The sequence below is a fragment of the Paenibacillus agilis genome (assembly GCF_007786455.1).
Taxonomy (GTDB): domain Bacteria; phylum Bacillota; class Bacilli; order Paenibacillales; family Paenibacillaceae; genus Paenibacillus_B; species Paenibacillus_B agilis.
Genome location: NZ_VNJK01000003.1, coordinates 349,095 through 361,145, shown reverse-complemented (window position 1 = coordinate 361,145; position 12,051 = coordinate 349,095). Strand labels below are relative to the sequence as shown.

Annotated in this window: 12 protein-coding genes; 3 read left to right on the top strand and 9 right to left on the bottom strand. The window is 44.6% G+C overall.

The features are described from left to right. Positions 1 to 374: 374 nt before the first annotated feature. Positions 375 to 1,742, top strand: coding sequence for a Na+/H+ antiporter NhaC family protein (locus tag FPZ44_RS20580; protein ID WP_144993443.1), 1,368 nt, complete (start codon positions 375 to 377; stop codon positions 1,740 to 1,742). 158 nt (positions 1,743 to 1,900) lie between these two features. Here FPZ44_RS20580 and nadE read toward each other — a convergent pair whose 3' ends face one another. The 5 genes from nadE to FPZ44_RS20560 form a co-directional block, all read right to left on the bottom strand. Continuing rightward, positions 1,901 to 2,710 (bottom strand): ammonia-dependent NAD(+) synthetase, encoded by an 810-nt coding sequence (gene nadE / locus FPZ44_RS20575; protein ID WP_144993441.1) that lies wholly within the window; start codon positions 2,708 to 2,710, stop codon positions 1,901 to 1,903. Between the two features lie 64 nt (positions 2,711 to 2,774). Continuing rightward, positions 2,775 to 3,209, bottom strand: a complete 435-nt coding sequence (locus FPZ44_RS20570; RefSeq protein WP_144993439.1) for a BrxA/BrxB family bacilliredoxin — start codon at positions 3,207 to 3,209, stop codon at positions 2,775 to 2,777. A 218-nt stretch (positions 3,210 to 3,427) separates the two neighbouring features. Further along, a complete protein-coding gene (locus FPZ44_RS26685) occupies positions 3,428 to 3,550 on the bottom strand; it encodes a spore protein (RefSeq protein WP_222429824.1) in 123 nt (40 codons plus the stop codon). Between the two features lie 36 nt (positions 3,551 to 3,586). Beyond that, positions 3,587 to 4,324 carry a prolipoprotein diacylglyceryl transferase gene (locus tag FPZ44_RS20565; RefSeq protein WP_144993437.1) on the bottom strand — a complete coding sequence of 246 codons (738 nt, stop codon included), beginning with the start codon at positions 4,322 to 4,324 and terminating at the stop codon, positions 3,587 to 3,589. Positions 4,325 to 4,484: 160 nt separating this feature from the next. Beyond that, the gene (locus FPZ44_RS20560; protein WP_261378446.1) at positions 4,485 to 5,828 is read right to left on the bottom strand and encodes a two-component system sensor histidine kinase NtrB; all 1,344 of its coding nucleotides are present in this window, start codon (positions 5,826 to 5,828) and stop codon (positions 4,485 to 4,487) included. Positions 5,829 to 6,493: 665 nt separating this feature from the next. Here FPZ44_RS20560 and FPZ44_RS20555 point away from each other — a divergent pair. Next, the gene (locus tag FPZ44_RS20555; protein ID WP_144993435.1) at positions 6,494 to 7,759 is read left to right on the top strand and encodes a BaiN/RdsA family NAD(P)/FAD-dependent oxidoreductase; all 1,266 of its coding nucleotides are present in this window, start codon (positions 6,494 to 6,496) and stop codon (positions 7,757 to 7,759) included. 142 nt (positions 7,760 to 7,901) lie between these two features. Here the strand turns inward: FPZ44_RS20555 and FPZ44_RS20550 are convergent, their stop codons facing one another. Genes FPZ44_RS20550 through FPZ44_RS20535 form a run of 4 tightly spaced genes read right to left on the bottom strand, consistent with a single transcriptional unit; the run spans position 7,902 to position 11,358 of the window. Beyond that, positions 7,902 to 8,306, bottom strand: a complete 405-nt coding sequence (locus tag FPZ44_RS20550) for a DNA/RNA helicase (protein WP_144993433.1) — start codon at positions 8,304 to 8,306, stop codon at positions 7,902 to 7,904. Positions 8,307 to 8,362: 56 nt separating this feature from the next. Continuing rightward, entirely contained in the window at positions 8,363 to 9,652 is a 1,290-nt protein-coding gene (locus FPZ44_RS20545) for an ABC transporter permease (protein ID WP_144993431.1), read from the bottom strand. Next, on the bottom strand, positions 9,649 to 10,347 hold the full coding sequence (locus FPZ44_RS20540) for an ABC transporter ATP-binding protein (RefSeq protein ID WP_144993429.1): 699 nt from the start codon (positions 10,345 to 10,347) through the stop codon (positions 9,649 to 9,651). The genes FPZ44_RS20545 and FPZ44_RS20540 overlap by 4 nt, the downstream gene beginning before the upstream one ends. A 24-nt stretch (positions 10,348 to 10,371) precedes the next feature. Further along, positions 10,372 to 11,358, bottom strand: coding sequence for an NAD(P)H-quinone oxidoreductase (locus FPZ44_RS20535; RefSeq protein WP_222429823.1), 987 nt, complete (start codon positions 11,356 to 11,358; stop codon positions 10,372 to 10,374). Positions 11,359 to 11,527: 169 nt separating this feature from the next. On the opposite strand from FPZ44_RS20535, the gene FPZ44_RS20530 reads away from it, so the two are divergent. Then, the gene (locus tag FPZ44_RS20530) at positions 11,528 to 12,004 is read left to right on the top strand and encodes a MarR family winged helix-turn-helix transcriptional regulator (RefSeq protein WP_144993427.1); all 477 of its coding nucleotides are present in this window, start codon (positions 11,528 to 11,530) and stop codon (positions 12,002 to 12,004) included. Positions 12,005 to 12,051 lie beyond the last annotated feature (47 nt).

Genomic DNA, 12,051 nt, shown 5'->3' with positions numbered 1-12,051 from the left:
CACAATAAAGGGCAGTGAGTTCAACGTAATTGCTCGAGTTACTATTAGAATACTAGAATACAACACAAGTTGAGCTTAATTGAGATTAATTTGTATTTACTCAAAGGACGAATCGCTAATTTGTCCACACAAAAGTGGACACCCGCGACATATAGCTGTGGTTAAGCAACTTGTCCTCACTAGCAATAGATGTAGTCAATTCAGCTGGTTTACAGTCTATATCTAGATTACAAAGAATGGCTCCGCCTATTTCTTTTTTTGAAATTAGTGTCCACTATTGGAAAGACATTATTGCATATTTTTCCACCTGCAGAGGACTACTTGGGCACCGCAACACAAAAATACTAACAATATCACGAGAGGTTTATAACATCATGTTATCCAAACAACAACTTGGCATCGTCGTCTTTCTAACGATTTCAGGATTAGCAACTTCCTATCTCAGTAACCTGCCTCTTATTCTAGGCTTTGCAATTGGCTTCCTTGCGTTGACGATATGCTCAAGTCGTCAAGGAACGGACCGCCGAACTATGATTAATGCCATTAAAGATGGAGCTTCCCGCACGCAAGAAGTCATCTGGATTTTGGTTATGGTTGGCTTGATTATTCCAACATGGACATTGAGCGGTACGATTCCCTATTTGATAGGGCAAGGGATTCAATGGATTCATCCTAGCTATATGACGACGCTCACGTTCTGGTTTGCCGCAATGTTCTCCATGATGCTCGGTACATCTACGGGAACATTGAGTGCAGTTGGAATTCCTATGATGGGGGTAGCTGCTCTAACCGGTGTGCCATTACCCATTATGGCCGGCGCCCTCGTATCAGGTGCTTTCGTCGGGGATCGTACGTCTCCGTTCTCCAGTGCACATCGGCTCGTTGCAGACTCAACGGGGACGACCGTACGTGCGCAATATCGGTATTTGATGCCTACGACAGGATTGGCATTAGGCTCAGCAACCATTTTCTTTTTCATTATTGATTACATAGGAAATTGGCAAGTGCCCCAATCCGCTTTACAACTAGACATCTATCGTGAACATTTTGTATTTAGTCCATGGCTCGTTATGCCGGCTGTTGTACTCATTGCTGCGATCTTGTTCCGTCTGAAGACGCGATATGCATTTATGCTCTCCATCGCAGTTGCCATTTTAGTCGGTTCCTTGCTGCAAGATGTCAGCCTCTTAACTTGGCTGCATAGTATGCTCTACGGTTACACAAACACGGAGCTCCCTGCATTGCATACAAAAGGGTTATTGAATATGGTCGACCTCGTTATGTTAATCGCATTAGCTGGATCATTCAACGGCATACTTGAGCGCACTCGATCTCTGGAACCGTATATGAGCGCACTAATTGGTCATAACTCTACCATGACGCAAGCAACTGTACGCATCGGCTTATTCGGACTTGGCCTAAGTGCTGTCTCTTGTACGCAGACACTTCCGATTATGATGTCAGGACGCAACGTGCTGCCGATATGGTCAGAACGCTTTCAACGAGAACATCTGTCTCGAGTCATATCTGACACTGCACTCGTATTTGCTGCTATGATTCCATGGAATATGCTCGCTGTGTTGTGCGCGACCATCGTAAACGTACCTGTGCACCAGTACATTCCATATGCAATATTTCTTTGGAGCTTACCTTTATGGACTTTCATCGTGTCTATTGCTAAGAGTACCCGAACTCATTCGGCTTCATTGGCGACTGCTCAACCCAAGTCTGATGCTTCGTAGCATATAAATATTTAATCCCATTAGTTAAAAAAACATCCCGTCTCACTATAAAAGTGGAACGGGATGTTTTTCTCACTTGTGCTGTGAGCAGATGTTTCAGATAAAAATATCCTCTGATTACACACTGCCCTCTATTCTGTTATCCAAGCGATATGTAATTAAATGCCCGGAATAATAGCACGCTTATGTTCGGTTTTATGATATTGACGTTCAATTTTCTCTCGAACATCAGCAGGAACTTCTTTACCTTCCAAATAGTCGCTGTTATGCTCGTAGGAAATACCAAGTTCCTTCTCATCGGTTTGACCAGCCCACAACCCTGCAGTAGGAGCCTTGTCCAATACGCTCTCCGGAACACCCAAATGACGTGCCAGCTGACGAACTTGACGCTTATTCAATGAGGATAGCGGTGTAATATCTACTGCGCCGTCACCCCACTTTGTATAGAAACCTGTCAGTGCCTCAGAAGCATGATCGGTACCAACGACAAGTAAGTTTAAGTCAAATGCCAATGCATACTGCGTAACCATGCGTACGCGAGCCTTTACATTTCCTTTGCCAGGGATGCTAAGATGACGATATTGTCCAATTTGCTTCAATGCATGCTCGGATTCCAAAGCAATTTCATTAACTGCCTCTTCGATATTCGTTTCAACCGTATGCTCCAAGTTAAATGCTTTTGCTACCGCATAGCTGTCTTGAATATCTTCTTGTTGACCATAAGGCTGGAACACGCCTAACGTCATATACGGCTGACCTGTCTCTGCCGTCAATTCATCCGTCGCCTGCTTACACAGACCTGCTGCAACGGCACTATCAATACCGCCGCTAATCGCAATCAATAGACCAGATGTACCTGACTGCTTCACATATTGCTTAAGAAAATCTACGCGCTTGCGAACTTCAGCTGCTTCGTCGATTTGTTGCTGTACCCCGAATCGCTTGACGATCTCTTCCTGTAAACTCATCTGTCCTGTCTCCTTCCTTGTGCAAAAATCCCCGCGCATCGAGTGCGCGGGGTATGCTGGTGCCTTAACGACAGTGCTTATCGAATGCTGCTGTCAATTCTGCAGCGATGTCTTCAGCAGAACGGTTCTCAATGCTAAGACGCTCAATAAAATGAACCAATTCCCCATCCTTCATCAACGCAATCGATGGTGAAGATGGAGGATATGGCGCAAAATATTCACGCGCCTTCGCTGTCGCTTCTTTATCTTGTCCAGCAAAAACAGTGAACAAGTGATCAGGTGTAACCTCATGCTCCAATGCTTTGCGTACACCTGGACGGCATTGACCTGCTGCACATCCGCATACAGAGTTAACAACGACAAGCGCTGTTCCCTTCGCGTCAGGAAGCTTCGCTTCTACCTGCTCAGCTGTTGTAAGCTCTTCAATACCCATCGAAGTAAGCTCCGTACGCATTGGTGTTACCATATCACGCATATATTGCTCAAATGACATTGACATTTCACATTCACTCCTACATAAATAGATTCCGATAGAACGCCCTCCCGTTCTGTATCGATTCTATTGTAACGAAGCACCGTCGCGAAATGCAACATAATCCGAACAATCCCTGAATAGTCCCCATACACCTAGTCAAGCCATGTATGATTAAACATTCTAATGTTAAAATCGCAATATCGCTTATGCGACTCCGATGTTCATGTAAGCTTGCTTAGATCCTAAGTAGAAGGACGATTTGGTCCGTTCAACTTTTTATCAATACCAACATTTCCTCCGGCACGTGACTTTGGTGCCTGATTTTCCTTATCCTGCTGTTGCTGAGCTTTTGAATCTTCAGACATGGGATAAGCCTCCTTTCTCCTGCATAGTCACACGTATTATGTGCTTCCTGCAGCAGACTTATCCTCTTCAGCACGCTGTTCCTCTATTTTCATCATCCAATAGCCAAGCATCAGTAAGCCAATAAGCACCCACTGCTTTGTAGCCAACCCCAACATTGTCTCCGTTGGTACGGATATAAAGCTAATTAACATACCCAACACACCACTTACAAGCAGCGTCAAGCGTGCATCTGCTCCTGTGCCAAGAGCACTCCTGCGCAGCCACAAGCCAGCCAATAGCAGAACAGACCATATTGACTCAACTGGTGGAAGTGCAGCCGCTAATGTTGAAGGAACAGGAAGCGGTGTATATCCATCAGGTATCATACCTGCATACGCATAAATAAACCCATATACAGCTAACGCAAACAAAATACCATGTGCGAGAAGATCAGCAAGAACCTGGAGCCTAATTTGATGTTTACGGGCATAATGCACAGTCCAGACTACCAACCCGATAATCATTAGCACATTTCCATTCCACGAAGTACCTTGTAAAAAGAGCAATGCCTTAGGCTGCTGCCATAGTATCGAAGGCGCATCCCATAAGTACCCGAATTTTTCATTTAAGATTACAACAAGCAATATCGTTAACATCCAGTCCGTGTAACTGCGAAGCTTCATTCCTTCTAATCTTAGGCGAAGAAGCATAACTGCTCCTGCCAACACCAAAGCAGCTAGCAAAATAAATAAATCAATTTGCAACGTTAATGAACCTAGTTGTATCGCTCCCACAACCAACCTCCAGCAATAGATTCACATCTCAATCCTTTTACCTATCATAACATAAGTGCATTTACACATCCGATATCAAGGCGACAATTTTAGACTTTGTAGTCAGTCATCTCTCATAACCACAGAAACTAACTAACTAACTAACTAACTAACTAACTAACTAACTAATACGGGATGTTTCACCAGATAAATCATTTATACTTGGCGAGGGCACAACACTGATAAACTGCTCATAAGCTGCATTCGCTTCTACTTGGAAAGACACAATAAACGTCGTTCCACAGCCAGCCTCGGACTCAATACTTATAACACCGCCATGCCGCTCTACAATACTCAAACATAAAGGCAATCCCAAGCCTGTCCCCTTCGCCTTCGTTGTATAGAAAGGTTCGAACATTCGCTCTTGAACCGCTGCTGGAATACCTGGCCCGTTGTCACGAACGATGAGCTCTACAGCCCCCTTATAAACTCTTGTCTCTATCGTCAACACGCCCTTTTGCTCCATGGATTCCATAGCATTGCGGGCTAGATTCAGCAGTAATTGCTTTATCTCTTTCGAATTAATGAACAGTTTGGGAACATCATCTGCAAGCTGCAAATGAATCTCTTGCCCACGCAAATTGGCATCTGCCCACAGCAGGGGACTTATATGGGAAATAACATCATGCAAGTGCATGAACTCCTTTTCCACGATTCGATTTTGCGCTAACGATAAAAAGTCATTAATAATCACGTTCGCACGATCCAATTCTTCCATCACGATCGTATAATAATCATTTAAATGTTCTGGGCTCTTGCGCTGCATCAACTGAATAAACCCACGTACAACAGCCATCGGATTGCGGATCTCATGCGTAATGCTAGCTGCCATTTGTCCCACCAAACTTAAGCGTTCCATATTCCCCATCTCTGCTCTAAGCTGAGTCAGCTCTGTAATATCATGAGCCATTCCTACAGCACCTACTATTTCACCGGTTTCCTGATTCCGCATTGAGGCTGTGCGAACGAGATATTTGCGATTAAAGTGCTGAATCACCTCAGACTGCGGCGGCTCACCGCTCAATACACGACTAAGCATGAAATCATCTTTGGATAACAATTCATATTCTTCAGAAAATGAATAATAGCAGCGGCCGATAATATCAACATTTGCAAGCCGTGGATTGTACTGCTGCAACATACGAAGCATCATTTGATTAACGGCTGTAATACGCGCGTTTGCGTCCACGGCAAGTACGGCCAAAGGTGTCTCATCGATAAGTTGGTGCATCTTCTGTGCTTCTTGACGATACTGACGCCATACCATTTGGTATCCCTGCTGAAGAAATGCCTTCTCACGTACATATTCCATCATGTAAATAATTGCACACGAAGCACATAAAAATACCGTTGCATACATGCCCATAAACAATAAAATATGCGTCTGCATTTGGATATGATGATCCCACAAGCTTAATGAGTAAATAATGAAGTGAAGCAGCATCCCTAGCGATGCGACCCCCATGAGCAAAAGGATTCGCCTAGGTGCACTGGATTTCTGGAAGTAATTTAACAGTAAAAATAAAAGAGGAGCAACATATAACACTGAGTCGGACCACCATATGTAATGATCATGCCAAGCGTGCATCATGACCATAACAACGATGTACATCGCCGTTAGCATGATCCCTACCCGATAACCTCCATATAGGAAACCAATCATGAATGGGATAAGGCGAAAATCAAACGGAAGATTCGTCTCGGGGAAATACATAAACGAGAATAGCATACAAAACAGTAACGACAACGCTGAAAACAAAAAGAGATATACATGCGCCCTTCCTATACGCTCTGGCCGCATCAAGCAAATATGGTAGGTAAAAGCCGGAAAATAAGCGATCAACACTTGTAACAAAGTATCTTTGAATGCGACGTACAATGTGTCTTTGAAAGCAGCGAACATGGTTATCGTTATCAACTCCAATAGTTATCGTTGATTTTTTCCCTGATTAAAACATAAAATGCTGTCGTTGCACAGCGATAATGTTGAAATTTTAGATATTTTTTAACAAGACAAGGCAACTTACTGCAACCTTTAACAAATACCTACACCAACCATTAACTTGTTCAATCAGCAAAATGAAGGGTACAATAGGGAAAAAGGATCGTTTTACGCATAAGGAGATGGCTATGCAAGCAGATGTAGTAGTAATCGGTGGAGGACCTTCTGGACTAATGGCGTCTATCGCAGCAGCAGAACAAGGTGCTCAAGTAGTGCTTGTTGATAAAGGAGACAAGCTAGGTCGTAAACTCGCCATAAGTGGCGGGGGCCGCTGCAACGTTACAAATAACAAATCGCGCGAGGAATTTATTCGCTATGTGCCTGGTAACGGGCGCTTCCTATACAGCGCATGGAATCATTTTAATCCCGAGCTTATTATCGCATTTTTCGAAAATCTCGGTATTAAGCTTAAGGAAGAGGACAACGGAAGAATGTTCCCCGTCTCGGACAAAGCTAAAACAGTTGTCGATGCTTTAATAGGAGAAGTACGTAAGCTTGGCGTTACCATTCGTACAATGTCTCCTGTTGACCATGTCAGCTATGACGAGGTAGGAGTGAGCGGTGTTCAATTGCGTGATGGGACATACATTCATACAAAGTCCGTTATTATTGCAAGTGGAGGAAAGTCTGTTCCTCAAACAGGCTCTACTGGGGATGGATATGCATGGGCAGAAGCAGCAGGTCATACGATAACAGAACTGTTCCCGACAGAAGTCCCGCTCACCTCGAATGCTTCCTTTATTCGAGAAGGCTCTCTACAAGGCCTATCGCTTCGTGATATTGAATTGACCGTATGGAATGATCGCAATAAAAAACTCGTTCAACATGAGGGCGATATGATATTTACTCACTTTGGCTTATCGGGCCCAGCCGTATTGCGCTGTAGTCAATATGTCGTTAAAGAGCTGAAACGCACAGGCTTGTCTACCGTGCTGCTTACTATCGACCTTAAGCCAAGTGATTCAGAAGAGCAGCTTGCCAGTTATCTGATGAAACTTTGCCGTTTGGAGCCGAAGAAGGCAATCAAAAATATTTTGAAGCAAGCTCTTCCAGAGCGCATGCTACCTGTCTTATGTAAAATGGCTGGATTGGATGAATCGGTTACCTATGACAATATACCTAAGCAGCCTTGGCTTAAGCTCTGTCAGCTAGTCAAAGCGTTCCCGATTAAAATAAGCGGTACCAAATCAATCGAAGAAGCATTTGTAACCGGCGGTGGGGTTAATCTAAAAGAAATTGATCCTAAATCGATGGAATCACGCATAAAGTCAGGACTGTTCTTTTGTGGAGAAATTCTAGATATTCACGGTTACACTGGTGGTTATAATATTACAGCGGCATTCGCTACCGGATATACGGCAGGAATGCATGCAGGACAATTGCATCAGCAATAAATAAATCAAATAAACATCTTCTCCTCTCCTCCTAACAGACTAATGTAGAATTAATCTACTGTAAGCTGCAACAAAGGCGAGGAGAAGCTTAATCGCGTTAATTACTGGTATTCTTAATTCGTATCACCATCACCACTACATGCTACAAGTGAATACCGCCTTGGAATTGATTCGTATGCTCATCATTCCAACCTGTCGCTTCTTCATCGCGATGCGATAAATCATCACCCGTCGGATCAATCGTGCTATAACTTTCACGATCCACCCAGTCCTCATTCACAATATGTGCTGGAATCGGAATACAATCGATCCCATAAGCACTGTTCATCACAGCCGTCTCGGTAAGTGGTGCTTCTTCAATTAACTGGCCACCATGCGCTTCAGCAATTTCTAACGCAGAGGTCAAGTCTTGGCGCTCAATGTGAATATGAAGGCAATCACCGCTAGGCTCTATCACCGCATCATATCCCAGCTCTGACAATGTATCTTGTGCTAATTGCGTCTCATTACTAGTCCCAAATCGGAATCGTATTACAGCCTGATGCATCGTAGATGCCTCCTGTCTGCTAGTTTCGTCCCTTACTATTCCCAGCAGTAGCAAGATTATACCGATATCTCAGCTTTAGGACGCTCAAAGCTCCACCCACGCAGCGACAGGAAAGCACGCCCAGCAAAGGGCAATACAATAGTACCGAGGACAGCCGCTATACAAACGATTAACAGACTGCCTGAACCTACAACAATACCTGTCGCTATCCCCCAGACTAAACCTCCTAGCGCAGCATTTACCGTTACAAAATGCTCAGCCGCCTTCCATAGCACTTCACTACGGAACTGAAATAAATACCAGTACTCGCCTGTGACAAGGTTTTTCCAGTACATATGCAGCCAAACACTAACGATAACGACTAGAAACGGAATAACTCCAATTAACATCAAAGGTTCCTTTAAGCCGGTCACCACAATAGCTGTACTACCTACACCTACAAGCTGAATAAAAAAGAATAATGAGGCTTTGTTGCGCCATAATGTCTTTACTGCCAATGGACCCAGCTTGTCATTTCTATTGCGCTTCAGCCGCTTCCAATAACCAGACTGTCGGAATACCCAAACGCGCTTGCGATTTCTGCGACCAGTCTGCTCGACAGATTGGGACAATAGCAACTGTGCAAGGTTTCCCTTCTGCTTACCTTCTGCTGCTGCATCCTTCTCGAAGCTGGCTCTTTCTCTTAAGCGCCAGCGCACAAGTGGCACAGATTTCAACAAGCTAACCATCATTCCGCCAAGAGCTAACCAACCCGAAGCATCGATCTGTACGAGCCACATCAGCAACCCAAACAGCAGTGTGAGCACAATAACTTGCGCCACTTTCCCTAACACATGTCTCCATCCGTACAGATGCGCACGCAGCCAATGTTCTGATAGCGCCTGGAGCCAAGACAATGATAACGTGCATAAAGCCATCGTTACGATTATCGAGGTGGGTATCGCGTATCCTCGCAACAGCCAAGGCAATAGAAGAACAATGGAAAAGACGATCATCCCTAACTGTCTGACCATAAACTCCACCATGCCAAAGCTTACGAGCGCCCGAATCCAATCTTGCCTTTGAATCAAAAAGAGCTTATCCGCTGCTTCTACCCATACACGAAGCTTGCTCATAAACACAAGGCTTAGCAGTGGAATAAACCATACGAACACAGGCAGTTGGAGTGCTAGTGCAGAAAGCGGCTCATTCCACCAAGACCAATAAACTGCAGCTACAAATACTAAAGCAGGAACTACGATATAAAGAGCGACTACCCAATCGGGAATAACCAGTTTGATGGAGTCCCATTGATATCGCGAAAAGGCCTTCCATCGCCGTATAGCTAACGCTCTAGCTGTCTTCATGTCAGCACCTCAAAACAATCCATTAAGCTGCCATTTGGCAGTGCCGCACGGTGACGAATATCGTCTAGTGTTCCATGCGCGACGACAGCCCCCTGTTGAATAAGTACGAATCGATCACAAATACGTTCAGCAGTATCCAATACATGTGTGCTCATTAACACACCCGCTCCACGTTCTCGTTCATTTTTCAACTTATCCAGCCATATTCGCGTTGCTCTAGGATCTAAGCCTACGAATGGCTCATCTACAATATAAAGAGGCGGTCGAAGCAAAAAAGCAATAATAAGCATCATTTTTTGCCTCATCCCTTTTGAGAAGCTGCCAGGCAAGTGATGAATAACATCACTCATACCGAACTCCTCAATAATCGGCATAGCCCGTTCTTTCAGTTCTGCGTCACTTAGATCACGAGAAGCACCTGCCAATTCCAAGTGCTCCCACAGCGTCATCGTATCATAATATTCAGGTTGCTCTGGGACATAAGCGTAAGAACCGCCTCCATCCCCAATCTGAATGCTTCCCTTTACGTGCTGCATAATGCCCAAGATCGATTTGATCGTCGTACTTTTCCCCGCACCATTGGGACCGATAAGTCCAACTAACTCACCAGGCTGAACATCAAATCTGATCTCGGATATTTTGCTATCGCCAGCTTCATACCCAGCCTCTATCAAGTCAACTTGAAGCACTGTCATGCCGTTCTTCCTCCCACAGTTAAATTAGGGAACAAGAACCACCATTTTCCCTATATTTTCATTACGTTCCATACGCGCATGCGCTTCATTTATTTCTTCAGCTTCCCATACGGAGTCAATGATCGGCTCGATTTCACCATTTTCAATTAAAGGCATAGCCCAATCGACAAATGACGCTGTAAGTGCTGCCTTACGCTCAATGGGCAAACCTCTCAGCGTGCTCGTAATAATATGAATGCGACGCAGCATGGCCGGCAGCAAGTCTACCTTCTCCACCTTAGAACCGCCCAATACGCCAAATAATATGAGACGACCGTCCATGGCCAACACTTCCATATTAGACTTCCAATAAGAAGCACCGATAGGATCCATGATCATATCGACACCTTTGCCATTTGTATATTCCATAACAGCATCTTCAAACGACTGGTTCCGGTAGTTAATGACGACGTCTGCATTGAGACGTTCAACAGCATCCACTTTTTCATCTGTACCAACGGTTGCAATAACAAATGCACCAGCCGCTTTCGCCAGCTGGACGGCTGCAGTCCCTACACCGCTTGCCGCAGCATGAATTAAAACATGCTCGCCTGCCTTCAATCTGCCTAAATCGAACATATTGAGATACGCCGTCAAAAACACTTCAGGGATAGCCGCAGCTTCAACAAACGTAAGCTTATCAGAGATCCGCACTGCTAACTCCGCCGGGATCGTAGCATATTGGGCATAACCGCCCCCTGGCAGCAGTGCACATATTCGATCACCTACTTCCCAACCATTCACACCTACGCCCACTTCTTCTATTACACCCGCCATCTCTAAGCCGATAATTAGAGATGCGCCTTTGGGCGGGGAATATAAACCACGTTTTTGCAGCAGATCTGCCCGGTTCAAAGCGGTAGCTTCGACACGTACTAGCAATTCTCCAGAGCCACAGTTCGGCTTGGGCCAGCTGCCCCAATACAAAGCTTTATTTTCGTTCACCAAACACGCAATCATCTGTTCTTCCATCTTTATTTCCTCCTCTAGGCTGCATCGATTAAATACATAGCTTGTATTACAATACGTGCAAGGAATCTTTGTGCACTCAACATTTTCCATTATGTGATAAATGACATGTCCTTTATCCTATTAACCCATTAAGATGAATAGGTACATCTATAAGTAAGGTGGGATTCCTATGCATGAGCGCATGGACAGAGAGACCGAGGCGTCACTGCATCTATTTCGCGTTTTCTCCAAAGCATTCAAGAGTATCTCCGATCACACTGCTGCTGGCTGTAAACAGGAAGGCTTTAACCCGACTGACTTTGCTGTACTGGAAATGCTTTACTACAAAGGACCCCAGCCAATCCAGCAAATTGGTTCTAAGCTGCTGCTCCAAAGCGGAAATATCACGTATGTCATTGATAAGCTCGAACGCAACGGATATGTGAAACGTCATCCTTGTACAAAAGATCGTCGTGTTATTTATGCCGAATTAAGTGAAAGTGGATGGCAAAGTATGAAGCTGATTGTGCCCCGTCAAGCCCATATGCTTCGCAGAGCATTAAGTGGACTGACGATGAAGGAGAAGGATCAAGCGATTGCCCTTCTGAAAAAGTTAGGCTTACAAGCAGAACGCCTTGCGCTCATCCACTATGCAAAAAATGAATAGAACTAAAGAGCCTGCTTCCCTTACGAAGCATGGCTCTTTTTCATAAA

Bases quoted from the DNA above. Each gene is read 5' to 3' on its own strand.
- FPZ44_RS20580 (WP_144993443.1), top strand. From the start codon at position 375: ATGTTATCCAAACAACAACTTGGCATCGTCGTCTTTCTAACGATTTCA.
- nadE (WP_144993441.1), bottom strand. From the start codon at position 2,710: ATGAGTTTACAGGAAGAGATCGTCAAGCGATTCGGGGTACAGCAACAA.
- FPZ44_RS20570 (WP_144993439.1), bottom strand. From the start codon at position 3,209: ATGTCAATGTCATTTGAGCAATATATGCGTGATATGGTAACACCAATG.
- FPZ44_RS26685 (WP_222429824.1), bottom strand. From the start codon at position 3,550: ATGTCTGAAGATTCAAAAGCTCAGCAACAGCAGGATAAGGAAAATCAG.
- FPZ44_RS20560 (WP_261378446.1), bottom strand. From the start codon at position 5,828: ATGGGGGTCGCATCGCTAGGGATGCTGCTTCACTTCATTATTTACTCA.
- FPZ44_RS20555 (WP_144993435.1), top strand. From the start codon at position 6,494: ATGCAAGCAGATGTAGTAGTAATCGGTGGAGGACCTTCTGGACTAATG.
- FPZ44_RS20550 (WP_144993433.1), bottom strand. From the start codon at position 8,306: ATGCATCAGGCTGTAATACGATTCCGATTTGGGACTAGTAATGAGACG.
- FPZ44_RS20545 (WP_144993431.1), bottom strand. From the start codon at position 9,652: ATGAAGACAGCTAGAGCGTTAGCTATACGGCGATGGAAGGCCTTTTCG.
- FPZ44_RS20540 (WP_144993429.1), bottom strand. From the start codon at position 10,347: ATGACAGTGCTTCAAGTTGACTTGATAGAGGCTGGGTATGAAGCTGGC.
- FPZ44_RS20535 (WP_222429823.1), bottom strand. From the start codon at position 11,358: ATGGAAGAACAGATGATTGCGTGTTTGGTGAACGAAAATAAAGCTTTG.
- FPZ44_RS20530 (WP_144993427.1), top strand. From the start codon at position 11,528: ATGCATGAGCGCATGGACAGAGAGACCGAGGCGTCACTGCATCTATTT.